The 19,987-nt window shown below is 47.8% G+C and carries 15 protein-coding genes and 4 pseudogenes; 6 read left to right on the forward strand and 13 right to left on the reverse strand.

Annotated features, from left to right (window positions below; genetic code table 11):
- Positions 1-122: 122 nt before the first annotated feature.
- From ACQGXV_RS09605 to ACQGXV_RS09625, 5 genes and pseudogenes are all read right to left on the reverse strand, one after another.
- A pseudogene (locus ACQGXV_RS09605) lies at positions 123-866 on the reverse strand (IS3 family transposase); the annotation flags it as partial.
- A gap of 22 nt (positions 867-888) precedes the next feature.
- The gene (locus ACQGXV_RS09610) at positions 889-1,422 is read right to left on the reverse strand and encodes an IS630 family transposase (protein ID WP_440862665.1); all 534 of its coding nucleotides are present in this window, start codon (positions 1,420-1,422) and stop codon (positions 889-891) included.
- Positions 1,346-1,711, reverse strand: coding sequence for an IS630 transposase-related protein (locus tag ACQGXV_RS09615; RefSeq protein WP_440862584.1), 366 nt, complete (start codon positions 1,709-1,711; stop codon positions 1,346-1,348). Before ACQGXV_RS09615 ends, ACQGXV_RS09610 begins: the two co-directional genes overlap by 77 nt.
- A 30-nt stretch (positions 1,712-1,741) precedes the next feature.
- A pseudogene (locus tag ACQGXV_RS09620) lies at positions 1,742-1,879 on the reverse strand (transposase); the annotation flags it as partial.
- Positions 1,880-2,069: 190 nt separating this feature from the next.
- Entirely contained in the window at positions 2,070-3,044 is a 975-nt protein-coding gene (locus tag ACQGXV_RS09625; protein ID WP_440863602.1) for an IS30 family transposase, read from the reverse strand.
- An 87-nt stretch (positions 3,045-3,131) separates the two neighbouring features.
- Between ACQGXV_RS09625 and ACQGXV_RS09630 the strand changes: the two are divergent.
- A pseudogene (locus ACQGXV_RS09630) lies at positions 3,132-3,349 on the forward strand (transposase); the annotation flags it as partial.
- 346 nt (positions 3,350-3,695) lie between these two features.
- Here the strand turns inward: ACQGXV_RS09630 and ACQGXV_RS09635 are convergent.
- On the reverse strand, positions 3,696-4,154 hold the full coding sequence (locus tag ACQGXV_RS09635; RefSeq protein WP_440866258.1) for a transposase family protein: 459 nt from the start codon (positions 4,152-4,154) through the stop codon (positions 3,696-3,698).
- Positions 4,155-4,233: 79 nt separating this feature from the next.
- Between ACQGXV_RS09635 and ACQGXV_RS09640 the strand changes: the two are divergent.
- The 4 genes and pseudogenes from ACQGXV_RS09640 to ACQGXV_RS09655 all read left to right on the forward strand — a co-directional run.
- Positions 4,234-5,022 (forward strand): annotated as a pseudogene (locus tag ACQGXV_RS09640) (IS5 family transposase); the annotation flags it as partial.
- Positions 5,023-5,232: 210 nt separating this feature from the next.
- Positions 5,233-5,355 (forward strand): hypothetical protein, encoded by a 123-nt coding sequence (locus tag ACQGXV_RS09645; RefSeq protein WP_440866259.1) that lies wholly within the window; start codon positions 5,233-5,235, stop codon positions 5,353-5,355.
- Positions 5,356-5,450: 95 nt separating this feature from the next.
- Complete coding sequence (locus ACQGXV_RS09650; RefSeq protein WP_440866260.1) at positions 5,451-5,951, forward strand: helix-turn-helix domain-containing protein; 501 nt, start codon at positions 5,451-5,453, stop codon at positions 5,949-5,951.
- Between the two features lie 524 nt (positions 5,952-6,475).
- Entirely contained in the window at positions 6,476-8,941 is a 2,466-nt protein-coding gene (locus ACQGXV_RS09655; RefSeq protein WP_440866261.1) for an inverse autotransporter beta domain-containing protein, read from the forward strand.
- A gap of 264 nt (positions 8,942-9,205) precedes the next feature.
- Here the strand turns inward: ACQGXV_RS09655 and ACQGXV_RS09660 are convergent, their stop codons facing one another.
- Positions 9,206-9,739, reverse strand: a complete 534-nt coding sequence (locus ACQGXV_RS09660) for an IS630 family transposase (protein ID WP_440867357.1) — start codon at positions 9,737-9,739, stop codon at positions 9,206-9,208.
- A complete protein-coding gene (locus tag ACQGXV_RS09665) occupies positions 9,663-10,028 on the reverse strand; it encodes an IS630 transposase-related protein (protein ID WP_440862584.1) in 366 nt (121 codons plus the stop codon). The genes ACQGXV_RS09660 and ACQGXV_RS09665 overlap by 77 nt, the downstream gene beginning before the upstream one ends.
- A 1,371-nt stretch (positions 10,029-11,399) precedes the next feature.
- Here ACQGXV_RS09665 and ACQGXV_RS09670 point away from each other — a divergent pair.
- The gene (locus ACQGXV_RS09670) at positions 11,400-11,612 is read left to right on the forward strand and encodes a hypothetical protein (protein ID WP_440866262.1); all 213 of its coding nucleotides are present in this window, start codon (positions 11,400-11,402) and stop codon (positions 11,610-11,612) included.
- A 180-nt stretch (positions 11,613-11,792) separates the two neighbouring features.
- On the opposite strand, the gene ACQGXV_RS09675 is transcribed toward ACQGXV_RS09670, so the two are convergent.
- The 5 genes from ACQGXV_RS09675 to ACQGXV_RS09695 form a co-directional block, all read right to left on the reverse strand.
- The gene (locus ACQGXV_RS09675) at positions 11,793-13,625 is read right to left on the reverse strand and encodes a hypothetical protein (protein ID WP_440866263.1); all 1,833 of its coding nucleotides are present in this window, start codon (positions 13,623-13,625) and stop codon (positions 11,793-11,795) included.
- A 268-nt stretch (positions 13,626-13,893) separates the two neighbouring features.
- Positions 13,894-17,841 carry a TipJ family phage tail tip protein gene (gpJ, locus tag ACQGXV_RS09680; protein WP_440866264.1) on the reverse strand — a complete coding sequence of 1,316 codons (3,948 nt, stop codon included), beginning with the start codon at positions 17,839-17,841 and terminating at the stop codon, positions 13,894-13,896.
- A gap of 59 nt (positions 17,842-17,900) precedes the next feature.
- Positions 17,901-18,518 carry a tail assembly protein gene (locus ACQGXV_RS09685; protein ID WP_440863211.1) on the reverse strand — a complete coding sequence of 206 codons (618 nt, stop codon included), beginning with the start codon at positions 18,516-18,518 and terminating at the stop codon, positions 17,901-17,903.
- Positions 18,502-19,230 (reverse strand): C40 family peptidase, encoded by a 729-nt coding sequence (locus tag ACQGXV_RS09690; RefSeq protein WP_440863210.1) that lies wholly within the window; start codon positions 19,228-19,230, stop codon positions 18,502-18,504. Before ACQGXV_RS09690 ends, ACQGXV_RS09685 begins: the two co-directional genes overlap by 17 nt.
- A 3-nt stretch (positions 19,231-19,233) precedes the next feature.
- Positions 19,234-19,986: a phage minor tail protein L gene (locus ACQGXV_RS09695; RefSeq protein WP_440863209.1), complete on the reverse strand. Its 753-nt coding sequence runs from the start codon at positions 19,984-19,986 to the stop codon at positions 19,234-19,236.
- Position 19,987: the final 1 nt, after the last annotated feature.

Raw genomic sequence — 19,987 nt, forward strand, 5'->3', positions numbered from 1 at the left:
ACTGTTGATGGAACAGCCGTTCTGATTCATTTGGTGTTAACCCACCGTTATATAGCCAACCGACTTAAAAATGATTACATCCTATGCCCTGATATGCGGCAAAGAAGCATAGCTGGCTGTTATCAAAATAATGTCGCTTGGCTATACCAGTGAGGTCTGACATCGCTATAATAATGGGTTATGTAGCGAATAATGGATGATTGAGCAGTACTAAAGCTTTGGTAGCCAGTCGTTGGCACCCATTCAGTCTTCAGACTACGGAAGAATCGCTCCATCGGACTATTATCCCAACAATTTCCTCTGCGACTCATACTTTGGGTCATCTGATAACGCCACAATGCCTGCCTATACTGACGACTGGTGTAATGGCTTCCTTGGTCACTATGAAACATGACTTGTTTGGGATGCCCACGCAGTTCCCAAGCCATTTGTAGTGCTTTGGCTGTTAATTCTGAATCTGGCGAAAACGACATTGCCCAACCCACGGGTTTTCGGGCAAATAAATCTAATACCACCGCCAGATACGCCCATCGGTCGCCTGTACAAATATAGGTTACATCGCCGCACCAAACCTGGTCAGGCTTGGTAACAGCGAACTGCCTATTGAGCAGATTTGGAATATCAATACGTTCATTTCCACCGCGGTTGTATTGATGTTTTCTTGTTTGGCAACTAACGAGGGTTAATTCTTTCATCAACTTACCCGCTAACCACCGCCCAAGTTTCACGTCGTGTGTATTGGTAACCATCGTGGCGATAGTCCTTGCGCCCGCAGACCCGCCACTAACGTTCCACGCTTCGCTGACCAGGCTACGTTTTATCGTCCGCTCAATATCTGGCTCCTTAGGTCGACACCAATAGCGATATAGCCAAGCGACTTAATTTTGATTACACCATATGGACTGAGAACAAACTCTCTGTATCGCAACCCATCTCTCTTTTTTTGCTTTTTGCTTGTGCCCATTTATGCTCAATTGGGTTAAGATCTGGCGAATATGTAGGCAAATACTCCACCATATACCCTGCATCGATGATGACTTGTTGAATATTATGTTTTTTGTGAAAAGTGGCATTGTCCATCATGATTACACTGTTTTTAGGGAGTACTGGGATAAGGACTTGTGTGACCCAGGCATAGAAAACATCGCTGTTAATATTGATATCAAATAATCCGATAGCAAACAGCGTTGTGCCTAATAAAGCGCCGATAACATTTGTTCTTCCCCTAGCTCCCCAGTTCTTCAGGCCAAAACACCGTTGACCTTTTGGGGAATAGCCGTGAGTCCGTGGGGCATCGTGTGAAAAACCACTTTCATCAATAAAAACAATAGGTTTACCTTCTTTTTCATACTGTTGTTTTTTTTGTTGAAATCCCTGCCGGGCGTTTTCGTCGGCTTTCGGATGACGTAGAGTTTTTTTTATAGGTCAATCCCAGCTTTTTAAGCGCTTGCCAAATGGCCTTCTGACAAACGCCAAAACGCTCTGCACGTTCTTTTTGGTAAGCATCTGGATATTGTTCAACATCTTTTATCAACTCGGATTTATCGATCTTTCGCTGACGCGTGGTCGATGCTTTTGACTCTATTTGATTAATCCAACGCGATACAGAGGCAGGGCCAATCCGAAATTGCTTCGCTGTTTCTCGGATACTCAACCCTTCGTTTTTCCGTGTAGATATCACTTTACGTCTAAAATCAATTGAATAGCTCATTTAAATAATGTAATCAAAATTAAGTCGTTTAGCTATAATGCGGTCATCGAAGCCGTTAAGCTGCTTTTCGTGCTTACCGATCAGTGTCGGCTCGAAGGTACTGTTGCGGTCGCGCGGAATATCGAGCTCGAGCGCCCCATTTTGGCTACGTACGCTCTTGGATGTCTTGTGTAGTGGCATACTGAATTTGGCCACCTAAGTAGAGGTGATATGCTTACCTCATAATTTTTATAGGTGCCAAAATGAGTAAAATAATTACTGCTGAATTTAAATGTGAAACCGCCAAATTAGTCCTTGACCAAAATTATACCTACCAGGAGGCCCATTCCCAGTCGAAACGCAACAAAACGGTAGGGCATTATGCCGCCTGTAAGTGCGTTAAAAATACCTCATTTGGAGAACGATAACCCAGCGATTTTCGGCCTCGCGTATTGAGCAGGTGTTCGAGTGCTGCAACCTTGCGATGGGTGACATAATTGAAGTCCGTTCCCTTCGGGTAAAAACGCCGTATCAGCCCGTTGGTATGCTCATTCAACCCGCGTTCCCAGGAATGATATGGCCGGGCAAAGTAGACCGGTGCCCCCGTGACTTTTGTAATTTCCCCGTGCTGGGAAAATTCAGAACCGTTGTCAGCAGTCAGGGTTTTAAACTCGCAGAAGGTATTGGCAACGATGTCCCTGAAGGCCGCTACCACTGTCTCTGCTCGCTTGTTGGGCAGTTTGCGAATGATGACCAGCTTGACGGCTTTATCGACCACCGTCAGCAGGAATGATTTCTGATCTTTGCCAAAGATGGTGTCAATCTCGAAATGCCCGGGTTCCTGCTTGAGGTCAGCAACGGCCGGCCGCTGCTCAATGCCAACACGGTTGGGAATAGGACCGCGTTTGTTCTCATCGGTCTGATAGTTATACCGTTTACCCCGATGAGGGAGCTGCTGATACAGCTCACCGCCGGCCCGGCGCTCCTGCTGGATATAGCGATAGAGCGAGTTCTTGCTGACGGACAGGCCAAATTCCAGGACCAGGCGCCCACTGATGACCTCAGGTGAGGTGTGGGTAGACAGCGCCGTTATGATAAAGTCCTGAATGTGCGGTTCAAGCTGGTTAATCACGCTGTCCGGCCGTGTTTTCTGCCGCCGCCCTCTGGCCAACGTTTCGGCCCTTCTGCAGGAATAGACCCCGTTGAAAGCGGCGTCGGTATTGCGTCTGAGTTCCCTGCTGATGGTAGAACGAGGAAGCTCCAGTTCCCGGGCGATGGTGGCCTGGTTAACCCCATCACCACGCCGCTTTTCGATGTAGAACCGTTCTTTGTGAGTCAGATGTTTTCCCTGCATGCAACGGGATCTCCAGTAGGGCCAGAACGGTGATTTTATCCGACTCTGGCCAGTGGGTCACTTTGTTGCATTTCGACTGGGAATGGGGCGGAAGCCGCGAAAGCCATGAACGTCAGTCTTTCAGCGATTAGCCGGTGGGTAAGAGCCCTTCGTTTAGAACGTCAAGGGAAAACATCGCCTGGTCTGCCATTAACACCTGAACAAATTGAGTTCAGAGAAATGAAGAAAAAAATCCACCGACTGGAAATGGAGAATGCCATCTTAAAAAAGGCTACTGCGCTCTTAATGTCCGACTCACTAAGCGTGTTGCTTAATAGTGAAATAAGGGTGTTTCGGTGATTGAAGTAAATTTTACGCTGTTCTGAGATGGAAATTCCAAAGACCGGCGCTAAGGAGTAAGAAGGTATCATCAATAAAGGGTCTACGATTCCGTAAAATTTGGGTCATGCAACCGAGGCGCTTGATACCCGCGATGGCGGCTTTGTTGAATAATTTAAAATACTGATTTAAATGGGTATTATAAAATTTTAACGACTAAATTTTACTACCGTAATGCTTTTTATTGTGCTAACTATTTGATTTATCGCTCTAACAAAATACATTTTCTGTACATGCATCCCACCTAAAGAAGTTGTAAATCAAAACGTTAAATTATTCAACAAAGCCCGCGATGGCGTGTTCAACTGTAATACGGATGCCCGAGATTATTTTATTTTCTTGTTTTTGTTCAGGCGATAAAGGTCTTTTTCGAGTTCCTTTTTTTGGGATTTGTGTATTAGGATGCTGTTTATCTATACCTTGAAAACCGGTATCTGCCCAGATGGTTACCTCAGGAGGAATATGGCGAATTATATCGACTTTATCGAGTAAGCGTTTATCGTGACGGCGCCCATTTTTGCTCATGGGGATAAATCCAATTTGCCTTGTTTCGTCAGTCATAATAAGCCCTTTTCGAGTGGTCTGTCTTTTCTTTCCCGAATACATTTTTTTTCGCCGACGCAGATTCTTAGGCTTTTGGACAGGTCGCTCTGTCCCATCAATAAAGACGTCTTTAACTCCAGGAAAGGCGCGAAAAAATTCCTCAGCAGAGCGAATTTGACGAGCGGGCAAAACGGCTTTGTTGAATAAATCGAACTTTCAGGGGATCGCCGGATCAAAGCACTATCATCGCTCCCGATAGCAGCTCCCCATGGCAAAGCAAAAGTTTAAAATCACCAACTGGCCCACCTACAACAAAGCACTCAGACAACGCGGCTCCCTGACGGTCTGGCTTGATGAGTCCGCCATCGCTGCATGGACTGACAGTTCTTCGCCTGAAGGTCGTGGTCGGCCGCTTTACTACACCGATATGGCTGTTACCACGGTTTTGATGATAAAGCGCGTGTTTAACCTGTCGCTCCGGGCATTACAGGGCTTTGTCGACTCGGTTTTTACACTGATGAGCCTGCCACTGCGCTGCCCGGACTACTCTCTGGTCAGTCGGCGGGCAAAAACCGTCAGTATCAGCATAAAAACGCCAACGCGTGGTGAAATCTCGCATCTGGTCATCGACAGTACCGGTCTGAAGGTCTTTGGCGAAGGTGAATGGAAAGTCAGGCAGCATGGGGCTGACAGACGAAGAGTGTGGCGCAAGCTTCATCTGGCAGCAGACAGTGCGACGCATGAGATTATCTGTGCCGACTTATCGCTCAGCGGAACGACAGATGCGCAGGCACTGCCGGGCCTGATTAACCAAACCCACCGAAAAATCAGGGAAGTGTCAGCAGACGGTGCTTATGACGCCCGTTACTGCCACGATGCGTTGCTAAGAAAGAAAATCAGGCCCCTTATCCCGCCGCGAAGCGGAGCCAAATACTGGCCGGACAAGTACCATGAACGTAACCATGCGGTGGCGAATCAGCGTCTGAGCGGGAGTAATGATATGTGGAAAAAGAAAGTGGGTTATCACCGGCGTTCAGTGGCAGAAACAGCGATGTTCTGCAGGCTTTGTTGAATAATTTAAGATACTGATTTATATAAGCATTATAAAATTTCAACGACTAATTTTTCCTCTCGGAATGCTTTTTATTGTGCTAACTATTTGATTTGTCGTTCTAACAAAATACATTCTCTGTAAATGCATTCTAACTAAAGAAGATGTAAATCAAACGGTTAAATTATTCAACAAAGCCTGTTCCGCATAAAAACTTTGCTGGGTGGCCATCTGAGCCTGCGTGACTATGAGGCTCAAGTAGGTGAAGCCATAGCGATGGTCAAAGCGCTGAACCGTATGACGTTGTTGGGTATGCCACACAGCGTCAGGATAGGATAACAGGTGTAGCAGAGGGAGTCATCCTGTCGGCTAATTCTGATTTATTCAACAAAGCCATGGTGAGGGTGAAAAATACCAAGGGTAAACAGGATTTAATGTCATTTTTCTATGTGTCGTCTGGATTTATCTCCGTTTATAGAAAAAATGAAGATATTCTTCTTGGGCATCTACACGCCCCTGTGTTTTTAGGTGTTAATTTTTTATACGATGCCTACTTTTCCGTTTATTTTACTGGAGGCCATGAAACTGTTATTTATCAAGGTGACGTTAATACGCTACAGAAAATAATTAAAGAGAACCATCTGGAGGAGTGCCTTATCTACGCGATGATCGCCAACCTGAATGAATTATATCGAAGAGATTTGATATCTGGAAAGTTTGACAGTTATCAGGTGATAAGAAGCATATTATTGCATTATATTGATAAGCCTTTGGGTTTTAGAATGCAATTTGGTATAGCCTCAATTATTATCAAGTTAACAGGGCTGTCCCGTAGCCATGTCATGAGAATTCTGTCTGAGTTGAAAAAAGGGGGGTATATTGAAACTAAAGAGGGTAAACTTATCTCTGTTTCCGATTTACCAGAAAAATTTTGAATGAAAATAAGATAACTTGTTTGTATTATAGCCACTATAACGCGTTGTAATTTCAAGTTAATGTGTTTTTAATCAACTGGTTATGATTTTTTATCTTTTGCTTTTTACTTTTAACCTCATGGATAGGTTGAGTCATTTTTTGAAAGAGTCGCCGCTGAATTTGTTTTATTCTCTCTGTGAAAAATTACTGATAAGTCTCGATAACAAGACACGATTGTAAGAATAGTTTCTGGCGTGATGGTGACGCATTCCTATTTTTATTTTTCTGTCGTCTCCTGTATTGGTTATTTTCAGAATTACAGTTGAAATACATGTTTATGCGTGATTTCTTGTGCCATTCATTCTGGTTTTTGAGAGTAAATCCTATTTACTTATTGGGCGTTTTCTTGTGCGTGCTCACTGTGAGTTTTTCGCCTCTCTCTTCTCATGCACAATCCACTCATCAAATTTTCAATGATGCTGAGGACCTTACTTCCCTACCCACTATGCTATATACGCTGAAAACGGGGGAGTCACCGCCATCCGTGGCAAAAAAACTGCATATCAGTTTGGAGAAATTGCGACAATTAAATGAGTCGCGGAGCTCATTATATGAATTTGATGATCTTCAACCTGGTGAAAAACTGATTATCCCAGCATTACCTTTAGTATCAGACAGTAAAAATTATCAACGTGATGAGTCTTCCCTGCTAATTCCAGATAATGAACGGTCGCATAAGGTTGCCCAATTAGCCCTCCGGATTGGCCCTTTTCTTGCTGACGATCCAAAGCGCGATACTGCGATTACTGAACTGCATCGCATTGCTATCGATCAGGCAGGTAGTGGGTTTCAGCAGTGGCTAAGCCGTTTTGGTACTGCTCGAGTGCAACTCGATGCGAATAATTCCTCTTTGCTTAAAAAATCGCAGGTTGATTTACTGCTTCCTTTGCGGGACCAGCAGGACAATCTGATTTTCACCCAGGGCAGTATCCACCATATCGATAAACGTGTGCAGGCAAACCTGGGTTTAGGCATGCGTCACGTCACGCCTAGTGCTGTGCTGGGGGGCAACGGCTTTCTTGACTACGATTTTTCTCATCATCATGTGCGTGCGGGGATTGGCGTAGAGTACTGGCGTGATTTCCTGAAGCTGGGTGTGAACAGTTACCTGCGCCTTAGCAATTGGAAAGCGCCGTATGGTAATGAACGGGAGCGTCCTGCGAATGGGTGGGACATTCGCACAGAAGCTTATTTACCGGATTGGCCCCAACTTGGTGTAAGACTATCGTATGAACAATTTTATGGCGAGCAGGTGGTCCTGTTTGGTAAAGACGATCGCCAACATAACCCTCATGCCATGGGGGTGGGCGTAAGCTACACCCCCTTTCCACTAATGACGTTGAGTGCAGAGCAGCGCAGTGGAAAAGCAGGAAGCGGTGATATGCGCTTTGGCCTGCAATTTCACTATCAGCTTAATTTGCCTTGGGAACGGCAACTTGATCCTGAAGCAGTTCGTTCGATTCGCCATTTGCCGAGGCAGCGTTACGATCTTGTCACTCGCAAAAATCATCTGGTACTTGAGTACCGTAAGATACATCACCTCTTTTTGAGTATGATTCGAACGGTAGATGGGTATTCCGGAGAGCAAAAACCGCTTAATGTTGAAGTGAATGCCACCGATAGGCTCGCTCGTCTTGAGTGGTCTGCCCCGGCGTTGATCGCTGCTGGCGGAAAAATTTTGCCGCGTGGCTACCAAAATTATGCGGTCGTGTTACCCAACTATAATGAAGACGGTCAGCCCCAGAACTGTTATCGCGTTTGTGCCGTTGCCGTAGATACACAGGGACATCGCTCCAATCAGTGGAGATCCTGGGTACGCGTTCATGCGCCTGCAATGACCATGATGCGTATAGCCTCGGATACCCCCCGTGGCACGTTATCGGTGATGCCGGTTTCAGCCGTGGCAAACAATACGAGCAGTATCAACATCGTTCTCACGATAAAAGACAGTAACGATAGACCCCTGCGCAACATGGCCGGTCATCTTTCCTTTCTGCTACAAAACCAGCAGGGAGGTGACCCCTCTGCCAGTGAAGTGGCTCTCAGTGCAATTCGTGAAAGCGGGGAGACTGGCCGTTATATTGCTACGGTAAGGGGAACGAAAGCGGGGGTTTATTCCATAACGCCACGGCTTGATGGCGTGGCGATGGCATCATTATCGGCAAGATTCGCACTTAAGGCTGATGTGACGACGGCTAGGGTCGAGTCTCTGTCTGCGGATAAATCCTTACTGACAGGTGATGGCATTGATTATGTTCAGTTTACCGCCTTGATTAGCGATGCGCACGGCAACCCTGTCCCCAATGCGGTGGTGCAATGGCGGCATTCATTTGGTCACTTGTCCGCCAGCAAGACCCTAACATCTGCGCAGGGTATCGCCAGTGCCAGCTTAAAAAGTGTTGATAAAGGTAAGGTGACGGTTACCGCCGCTATTAACCACTCCAGCGTGAGTGATGTCAGCGTCAAGACCATCGGATTTATTGAAGATTCCTGGGATATTGCGAGTGAAGGTGTCAGATATCGCTCGGTACCGGTCAAGGGGTATTCATCACTAGGGTTTGTCGCAAAAGCGCCGACCCTTGGCCCCCAGCAATTGGTCTGGTCATCGCGTAGCGATCAGGCTTTAGTCGTGGCATTGACCAATCTCGCGGATGAAAATCGCTATACGGTGAAATTCAGAGGATATCGCCATTCTGGTTGTAAGCTCAGGCCGATCAATGATGCGATTGGCTGTGCCAAGGCCGGGAATGGTATGGATGCTGAACTGGTGTTCTCGGCAGACGATAATGCGACTTTACCGCCAGGGCGTTATGTGGGCGATATCCATTTTTCTGCGAGAAGCGGCTCGGGAGATTTTGAGGTGGAATACCTGCTGCATGTGTCGTTGCAGGTGGTTAAACAGTTGCCTGCCAAAGGCTGTCAGCGCGCCATTACAACTACAGGCACTTAACGAGCCGGGATAACATTCTCCGCTACATCACCTAAATGCGGTGCTACCGTCTCGCGGAGTGATATAGCCAACCGACTTAAAAATGATTACAGCCGATGCCCTGATATGTGGCAAAGAAGCATAGCTGGCTGTTATCAAAATAATGTCGCTTAGCTATATCAAGCGGTTCGCCATGCGTGGCCGCATCCAATACCTCTGAAATCTTGGTCCGTGCCTGCGTTGAGGTCTAAGTCCGCATGTTATAGCCAAGCGACTTAATTTTGATTACACTATATGGACTGAGAGCAAACTCTCTGTATCGCAACCCATCTCTCTTTTTTTGCTTTTTGCTTGTGCCCATTTATGCTCAATTGGGTTAAGATCTGGCGAATATGTAGGCAAATACTCCACCATATACCCTGCATCGATGATGACTTGTTGAATATTATGTTTTTTGTGAAAAGTGGCATTGTCCATCATGATTACACTGTTTTTAGGGAGTACTGGGATAAGGACTTGTGTGACCCAGGCATAGAAAACATCGCTGTTAATATTGATATCAAATAATCCGATAGCAAACAGCGTTGTGCCTAATAAAGCGGCGATAACATTTGTTCTTCCCCTAGCTCCCCAGTTCTTCAGGCCAAAACACCGTTGACCTTTTGGGGAATAGCCGTGAGTCCGTGGGGCATCGTGTGAAAAACCACTTTCATCAATAAAAACAATAGGTTTACCTTCTTTTTCATACTGTTGTTTTTTTTGTTGAAATCCCTGCCGGGCGTTTTCGTCGGCTTTCGGATGACGTAGAGTTTTTTTTATAGGTCAATCCCAGCTTTTTAAGCGCTTGCCAAATGGCCTTCTGACAAACGCCAAAACGCTCTGCACGTTCTTTTTGGTAAGCATCTGGATATTGTTCAACATCTTTTATCAACTCGGATTTATCGATCTTTCGCTGACGCGTGGTCGATGCTTTTGACTCTATTTGATTAATCCAACGCGATACAGAGGCAGGGCCAATCCGAAATTGCTTCGCTGTTTCTCGGATACTCAACCCTTCGTTTTTCCGTGTAGATATCACTTTACGTCTAAAATCAATTGAATAGCTCATTTAAATAATGTAATCAAAATTAAGTCGTTTAGCTATATGTATCCTGGCATGTACATTTCAGTTGTACGCGTAACGCTATGTCATTCAATGATAAAAACGATATGGCTAGTCCTGAGCGTCCCTTCCCGTTGTCCGAGAAACGATCTTCGGAAACGATCAGAACAGCTTGCTTCATTTGTCTTCTAACGATGGGGTTGCTGGCAATAAAAACGCCCTGAAAAGGGCGTTGTGGAATTCAATGTGTGCTATTTGAGATTACTCGATGTTCTGGATTTATTTACCGATTTTTGTTTTTATTTTATTGATTTTAATCATATTTAAACGGTTTTATTCATAGCTTGTTTTGTTCTGTGTACACTCTTGTGTACATCAAGAATCTGAGTGCTCGAATTAAAGCCAATGTATAGTTAATGTGCACATAATTATTTATAACACGTTTTGGCATACATCACTTTCCTCTGCGCGTGTAGCCCAGCCAAAGAGAGAATGCACACCGGGGGCTCATGTCTACCAAGCTCACACATGGCTGCACAAAATCTCCTCAGCCCTCGTGCTATGCGGATTCTGCTGGGCATACCCCACGACCTACAAAAATATTGTAGGTCTTCGTGAAGCGTACAGCAGTTGGATAGAGGTAATTTGGGAGGTCATTCTCTTACCCAGTGCGCCGTAAAGCACCGTCCTTTAGGGCGAAGACATAGTGATCGGGGTGAACATTTTGGAGAGGACATGGCACAAAAAACCCGGCGCGGGAGGCATATCAGGGAATTACGAGCCTAGTGCTCAGAATCTACCATGGTAAATATGCAGGAGTGACGAAAATACGCAGGAGTAACGAAAACATGCAGGTGGTGCCCATATCGGGAGGCGTGCAGATCCTGCACTCTATAATCAGTGAGTTACGATGAAATTGGTGGTACCTAAATCGATTGGGCAACTACCCAGGAATTTGAGGTAGTTCGAAATGCTGTTTGATGGGTATTTAAATCGAATTGGGTTGTCGAGCTGTTCGCTCAATTCTCTGTTAATATAAAGTTTTATTCTGTCACACCCATCAAATTGACGAGTCGCGCCGACGCTTTATCTGGATGGAAAAAACAGGAGGAGTGATGAAAAGGTGCGGGAGATGGTTAACGATGTCACTCTTGGTAAACGGTTTACCAGTTGTGTAGCGTTCACCTAATGAGTCATAAAGCTCCGTTCTTCAGGGCGGGGAAGATGTCAACTGAAAAACTTATTTATTTAGATAGGCGAAAAGTATGGGTTTCATGGGTTTCAGTGGTTTCAAAAAATACATGATATTGATTTATAATGAATTTAATAATAAATTTGAAACCCATACCCCCCATTTTGAAACCCATCAGCCCAATCTTGAAACCACTGGACCATCGACGATTGAGAGAGAAAATCCCCCTCTCTAGCTGGACTATGCGCTGGAGAACTGCCCCAGAAGCCTTGTCAGCAGAGGCTTTTGCTGAACACGACCTCTTATGTCACCACGTGAAAGTGGACTTCATCGGCAGCTTTTACCGGATTTTTGCAAAACTCAGTACCGAGCAATCGTGGATGCTGATTTTTGCTTAAAAGTTGAACTACAAAATTTTAGTCCGAACTCGAGCATAGAGCGGGTAGCGATGGGTTGACGGTATTTGGTGGGGGTCGGGATGAGGTGAGTGAACTGATTCAGGAAACGTGGTGATCGGCAGACGATGGGTTCAATTGATGTGAGTGAAAGAGCCCAGCATCATCGTCGGGCGCTCTTGTTTAGTTTGCTACAGTGTTGCAGTAAACATTACTGTGAATTACCTTCGGGTTAGGCTCCGCACGTTCTGGCATTTGCACGCGCATAGATATGAAGGTGTCACGCGGGATATCTATCGGGTCGCCGTTGGCGTATCCCTCTATCTCATTGCGAGCGAAAACAGGCGCATCCGGGTGTGGGCGGTGATAGGTGCGAATAACTATCGAGCCATCCGGGTTTATCTGCTCACTTCCATCATCACCACCGTAGTCCACCCACAGGCGCGGTAACTTGTTGCGGCACATCGGCACATCGATACCGCCCTCATCACCGCCCCAGGCGCGATCGGCATTCAGGCCCAAACAGCCGGAAATGCGGTACACACCTTCACTCAGACGTTCGGTGGTGATGTCCTCAGCTTCGCTGGTCAACTCGCTGGTACCATCGGCGAACAGCTTCACAACCGGGCTTGCTGTTTTCCAGAAGCCGTTGGAGTCGGTTACGGCGTTATTGCCAGTAACAAGCACGTTGCCGGACGCAGCGCTCGGGAACGTTACAACGGTTTGTCCTGTTGCTGATCCAGTGCCGTCCCGTCTTATTATTTTAAGTTGTCCGTTCTCAGCGGAAATAAGAACCCTGCGCCCAACTGTTGCCTGTGTGACCGTAGTCGATTCAAGGTATATCGCAGGGTATTGCCTAAGAATAAAGAAATCGTTAGTTAAGGTTTTTAGCCCGGATATTGTCTGTGCGCTGTCGAGCGTAGCCAACTCATGCCACGCACCAACGGCGTTGTTCTCGATTGTTCTAAAACGGTACGATGGCGTGCTATTTCTCACATCGATCCAAACTTGAGCGCCATAGGTGCTGCTTGGATTGCCGAACAGATTTTGTAAATAGCCGCTATTAGGAACATCAGACTGTTCAGCTGACCGGGCATACCAAACGCCATTTGCTCGGTGATCAGATGCAAGGGTTGCGCCGGGCAACACTTGCGATGTGTTACTGCCAATACCACCAGCTAACCCGGCAACCAACACCTGACCAGCAGTAGCCAATGACGCTGTCTGCTTAGCAAGATTTTTGTCGGTCCAAAAGTTATGGATCACCGTAGCCGTTCCGGCTTCGTTACCTACAGTTGCCCTAATACCAAAAGACGGCGCTCCCACAACGGCTTCATGACCAAAAGACATTGAAGCCCACAAATCGCCCGTTTTTAGAAGAACGGACGGCGCATATCTGAGGCCATAAGAAACACGGCTTGTGTCATTACGGTATATGCGACTCCCTGTGTCGGAAGCCCTAAGCCACGCAATCATTGCCGCATCATCACGGTTGAAAGCCTGCCCTTTCGCCCCCCAACCCCAAGCCCCGTTTATCAATAGCGAGCCTGCGGTAGCATCAAACTGGCCAGTCTGCTTAACCCCTGTTACCTTCCCATTCAGCGCATCATCCCATGCCTTTTGCGAGCGAACGGTGACAGTCTGGCCGTCGGGCGTAGTTAAGGTAACGTTTCCCGCTCCGGTTAATATCTGCTGCCAGCCTGATAGTTGCTGCTGGTAATAGGCCAGCGTTGATGCAAACTCATGGGCAAACTGTTCAACCGAAACAGCCGGTGAGGTGGGAATAGCATAAGCTTTGCCTGTTCCCGTTGTGCCATTGAACGCCGATACCAGCGTTAATTGTGTATCGGATTGCACAGACTCAATTTCATAAATCTGAACAGTGCCAGCAGCAGGCAACAATAACATCCGGCCCGCTGATACACCGTTTAATGGATGAGTGAATTGGGTTCCTGTGCCCGTAATGATTTTGCTGCCATTAGTGGCAGTTAGCGTTCCGGTTTTATACCAAGACATATTTTCACCACACACAAAAAAACCGCAGAATGCGGTTTATGGTTTTCGATAGCATTGGTTGATATAGCCAACCGACTTAAAAATGATTACAGCCGATGCCCTGATATGTGGCAAAGAAGCATAGCTGGCTGTTATCAAAATAATGTCGCTTAGCTATATACCAACATGATAGATATTTTTACTTTCTAAAGATCACCGGTTGTAACTAGCAACTACAAATATTAGATAGCACCCGTTGTGTGCCATGCTTTCATACGTTTACCCTGCTTTATTGCCAATTCATTATCGGCGTAATCGAACTTGATTGCCGAAAAGCAGCAACGTCGAATTTGAACACAACCTTGTGAACCATCGTTCCACCACTCGATGGGCTTCTATGCATCTTTATTGAAACGACAGAAAATCCCTCACCGGCTGGGATAGTGAGAATTATTTTTCGAGGACGGATATAGGGTGCTAATGCGGCGCGACCCCACATATTTATGACTAAATCATCATCAATATATAATCCACCGTACCCCCCAGCGCCGGTTTGTCCGTTGAAAAACCAAATTTCATTAGTTTCCCTGTATATGGGAGGATTGAAAGCGCGGGTCCTCTCGTCGGTCGAGCCAATCATAATGATTGTTTTATCAAATAATTCTCTTTTTATTTTAAATAATTGATAGCTATAATCGCCACCATCTAAACCAATAATGCCGGTATATTCTCCGGCAAAGCTGTAGGTGTAATCATAAACATCACCAACAATTTTTCCAGCATAGACAGTCCCGTAGAAACTACCGTCATGAAATTCAGCATCCCCGTTCTTAGATATCTTCCATCCACGCACATCTTTAGCATAATTATTTGATTGTAGGTCGCCTCTAAACAACATGTCGTTGAACTCAGCAGTACCGTCTTTATTGATCATCCACCCTGAAACACCAGCAGAATAGTTTTTTGACTTGATGAGATCGCCAATCATCAGGTCAGTGATTGTGCCCTTACCAATAATCGCAGAATTAATAATTACCTGATCCCCCTGCGTGGTGAATATGAGTTGTGGATTTCCCCCGGCTGCATTCATGATCGAGAATCGGTCTTGCAGGAATATAGTATTCGACTGCATACCCTGGTCCGAGTCCTCAATGCTCTGCGTCATGCCGGCCACATAGTGGCACCCATTTGCATCAACCTTAATGCGCAGTGTGCGATAGGCCGACAACTTCACATCTGTGCCATTCACAATGCTGCTGATATCGCTGATTTCCGTTGTGACACCGTTAACCGTGGAGGTGAGTTGGGTGAGCTGCGTAGCTTGCGCTGTAAGCTGCCCGTCAATGTTGGTGACAGAGGTTTGCAGCCCCTGCACCGCCGTCGCATTCGCTGTAAGGCCAGTAGCAGGATCGTTCATCTGACTGTTGAGATCGGTCAGCTGCTGCGATGTGGTTTCGTTTTGCGTTGCCACTGTCTGCTGCAACTGCGTCAGATTACTGTTCGTCGTGCCGATACTTGACTGCATTTCCAGCATCGCAATCGTTCTGGCCTCAACTTCATTTGCTATTACTGCACGCGTTTCCGTGATTTCTGCCGCTCTATCACCGTTCTGCGCGCGCCAGCGTCGTGTTTCAGCATCGTTAGCCAGGCTGTTACGGATAATCGCTTTGGCCTGTTCAATGCTGTTCAGCATGCCGTCCGATATTTGCAGGGTATTGTTCTCAACCTCACCAACCAGAGATTTCCATGCATCGGTTTCAGTGATTTCACCCACAATCACATCCGTAATATCGCTTACGTCTGTGCTGGATCCCCCGCGTATCCAGTTCGTCCACGGTCCCTGATTGCCTGACTTGTCAACAATACGGGCACGGTAAAAGAACGCCTGACCGACACTGAGCCCCATTTGCTGATAGGTGCGAGTGGGGTAAGCCACATCGGCCAGCAGCAACGCAGTCTGCCCGTCGCTCGTAGGGGAATACTGAATCTCCGTTTTCAGGGTATCGTCTGTGTCAGCAGGAAAACTCCAGTTAAGCTGAATGCCGAAAACGAGTGGCACTGTGATGAAACTCGCCAGCGCAGGCGGGTTGCCCTCTTTGCCGTTAAGCCGGGTCTCCTGCGCGTTAGCCCACATGCTGGAGATTTCAGCCGCATTAATAGCCCGGACGCGAGCCTGATATTGCCCGGCGTAAATGCCTGGTACTTCAAAACCCAACGCAGAAGTACGCGCTGCATTTATCCAGTTGCCATTATCACGTCGCCATTGCGCCTCATAAGCGATTGCGCTTTCAGCCCGATCCCACGTTACCCGAAGTGTCGTAACGTTTATGCCCTGATCGACAGTGTTGTAACTGCCAATCTCGACACTTTCGGGGGCAGGTTGTACTGAAGGCGGAATAACGCTGATCGGACGCGATTCAATGCGTGCGCCGTTATCAATATTGTCCCATTTGTCCGGGTCATACTCGACGCCGGTGATATCAAATGACAGACCACCATCAGCCTCGGCCACACCAACAATGCGGTACAGTTGCAAAGCCAAATCAGTGGCATCTATCGCCCATACAGATTCTGCGATCGGCGTTTCGCTGTAGTCTGTTGTGACCGTAATGATGTTGTCGTTTACCGCTTCAATGGTGCGCCCTTCCGCTTTCCCACTCGGCAGGTTAACAATCAGGCGCTCACCAATGGCCGCAGACGATACGCGATCAAGTGTGATGTTACGCCCGTCAACCGCACTGATGCGACCCCCCAGGGGACGCCCTGCCAGTAACGAATCAGCTACCCCAACAATTGAGCCAGGCACCGGAATATCGCCATCCAGCCCCATTGTGTACGCAATGGCCCTGTCCGCATCATTGGTGTGCAAAATCCATTTACCACGGCGGATCGCCTCCGTCTGACGAATACAACCAATCGCCGTCACTTCGGCCTGTTTAATCCCGTAACGTTTAACCAACTTGTTATCATTGACGGCTTCAACGGCATCCTGATAGCTGTTGGCAGGATCGGACCATGACACCATGGCCTGGCTATAATGTGTTTTCTCGCTGGCGTTGCTGTAGGTGAATTTCCCGTCTTTCACGTTGGCGCGCGTCACGATGTAATCAATATCGCGCGGCATATCGGCGATCACATTCATCTGGTTGTTGCCCCAGAACGTGGCACCGCGAAAGATTGCAGCCAGATCATTAAGCACGGTCCAGGCTTCTTCCTGCGACTGGATATACACATCGCATAAAAAACGTGGTTCAGTGCCATTACCGCCCCGGCCATCCGGTACTAACTGATCGCAATACTGTGCAATCTGATACAGCGACCATTTTGAAACGGAGAGGTTTTCAGCCTTGATGCGGTTGCCAAGGCCAAAGCGATCGCTGATCTGGATGTCGTAATACACCCAGGCAGGGTTATTGGTGAATGCCCATTTAAAGGTGCCGTTCCATGCCCCGCTGTAAGTTCGGGCTACCGGATCATAATTTGAGGGGACGCGGATAATGCGCCCATCGGGCTCACAGGAAATGACCGGGATATTCTGGAACTGTTTCGCATCAAACTGAATAAACAGCAGCGCGGTTTCCGGGTAACGCAATTTCGCATCAATGATTTCCGTAACGGCATCAATAACCATTTTATCGGCAATGCGGTTGCTCGTTGAATTCGGCGTAATGCGACGCACACGGATTTGCCAGCCGGTTGTTGCATCAGGTAAGTCAATACGGTGGCTACGCTCATATTTCGTCGTAGTCTTACCGTCGACCGCTGTTTTCAGCAGTTCCTGATAGCTGCCGCCATCCGTGGCCACATCAATCGCATACTCAATGCGATAACCACCAACATCGCCGTTATCCTGTTGTTGCTGGAGTGCAGACCACGAAAAGCGTAGACGTACCGCTGAAAGCTGAGTATTGGTGAGTGACCGCACCCAGGCTGTCTGACTGGTTAATTCTGTGCTGACGGTAATTTCATTCTCAACGCCAGGGAAGCCGGGTATATAGGATTGATCGGGCGTGCCGGAGCGAAACTCCCACGTCACGCCTGAAAAGTTTGCGTTGCCGTGCGCATCAGTGATCGGTGTGCCGTCCAGAAAAACCCGCGAGCCATCCAGCCCACCGCTAAATTCCCCCTCCCCCAACGCCAGCAGAATTTTTGCGTAGGACGTAGACTGAATAGAATCAGGTGACTCAACCGGTGTGCGGGCATTACCGCCGCCACCTTTACGACCACGAATCGTCATGAATGCTCCAAAAACAAAAAAACCGCTAAGCGCGGCTTAAACGTGTGAAGGGATAATGATTACTGCTGATCTTCTGCGTAAATACCCGCAGAGATAATCGCGCCACCGATTCGGCGACGGCCATAGAGGATCGGCACCGGATCCCCCTGAGCAATGGAGTTAACCGGCCCACCGAAAGCGTATGAGGGTTTGTTGTCGGGAGATTCACGCATAGCAATCCCGCCCTGAACGGGCGTTAGCATCTGCACCACTCCGCCAAGCATCATCGATGCCCCCATCATTCCCATACCGAACGCTAGTTTGGGCCAGAGAAACCCAATTCCATACGCAGGGCCAAGAATAAGAGAACTGGCTAGTAATACGGCCCCAAAAATCGTTTGAAACATTCCCGCCTTCTTGCTCCCGATAATGACGGGAGCAATACGGATTTCATGACTGACATTAAAATCCAGCTCATCACGCGTAAGATTTCGCTTACCGTCAAATACCGCATAGGTCAGCCCCCGCGCTTTACTCGTCAGTAGAAACTTCTCAAAGCCGGGGATGACTATGCTTAGCGCCTTGATAGCCTCCTGACGGCTTTCAACCGCCAGACGGTGCACGCGCCCAAACGTTGCACCCAGGACGCCATAGAGACGGATGTTTTTTAGGGGTTGGTACTCAATGGCTACCGACATTAACACCTCCTGTATAGCGCAAGCGGGTTATGGTTCTGTCAAACCAGTAACCGCCATAGGGGATTTTTTGGCTCAACTGGTTATACATATGATGGAGCATTTCACCGTTTCCAACATAAACCCCTGCGTGGTTTGGCTCGCTGGCGCGTACTTGCATAATGATCACGTCACCGGGTTGTAGTTCACCACTGACAGCAGTAAATCCCGCCTCGGCGTAATGTTTCATGTAAAGGTTTTCGCTACGGTTCCACCATCCATCGGCGCGTTCAAAATTGGGCAGCGTTATGCCTCGTTCCAACAGATACCAGTCACGCACAATGGCATAGCAATCCCAGATGCCATGCACAAAAGGACGCCCCAGCAACGGCTTGATACTCTCCGCAGGCATAATGGTGCGAATATCCCCCTCCGGCCAACTGGCGATCACCCAAGGCAGTTGCGACACATCACACTCAGCCTGATCAACATGACTAGGTTGTGTGGTGGCATCCGGGTGACTGTGGACAATGGCAATGATGGCCCCGCTATCTTCCGCCTCTGCGTAATCCTCCGGGTTCATCGTGAAATGTTCTTCTGGCTCCAGCGCCTGATTACGGCAGCGCACATAGCGTTGTTTCCGCCCGGTCTGGATAATTAATCCGCACGCCTCATAGGGATAGACGTGCTCAGCATGTGCCAGTATTTCTGTAATGATTAATTTGCTGAGTTTCACTATTCACCTCTTAATCAGCGCGGAGCCGGGAAAACCGCCGAAGGGCAATTCGGCATCTTCACCAAATCGCAACTTACAGCCTGTCGATAGCAACCCCGAGCATTCATCCAGCGCCGGATCGTCAACAGGATTGCCATCCGCATCAAAAAAGTTTGTGCCGGTATAACCACATGATGCCCCGCGATACTGACCACGCATGCACCAGGTGCACAGACTGTGTATCTGCCGGGTGGGGATCATGATGCCTTGCAGGTCTGCCGGGGATGACAATTTAAAGGTCACTGACTCATCATCCTCTGCGGTCTTGCTGTCGATGTACCAGACCTCTAATCGTTCCTGCGTTGGATCTGCGTCGGCATTACCTTTGGGGAAATTACGCGCATCAAGATAGTGGGCAAACGTAGTGTGAACGCGCACCGTGGCTTGTGCCAGATTCTGATAAGCCAGACAGAGCGCCGTAATGGTGCCATCGATATTACCCACCGTCAGTGTGGGCGTGGGGGCGCTGCCGTCGCTGGTCATTTCCAGCCCTTCGACCTGCGTTGGCCAGGCTTTGTATTCTTTGCCCTGCCACCAGATCGATTTTGCGAGTATCTTTGCTGCATCGTCACCCGCTTCCTCAATTTCCTCCGAGGTATGAGCGATAGCATGACTGTGGAAGTACAATTCCGGGCCATCAAATGCGGTGCAATCCACTTCAAATAGACGCACGCGATCGCCCGGCTCCAGTTTTTGGGAGTCGGTGTTTATAGCCATG

This window comes from Symbiopectobacterium purcellii (assembly GCF_052050035.1).
Classification (GTDB): Bacteria; Pseudomonadota; Gammaproteobacteria; order Enterobacterales; family Enterobacteriaceae; genus Symbiopectobacterium; species Symbiopectobacterium purcellii_A.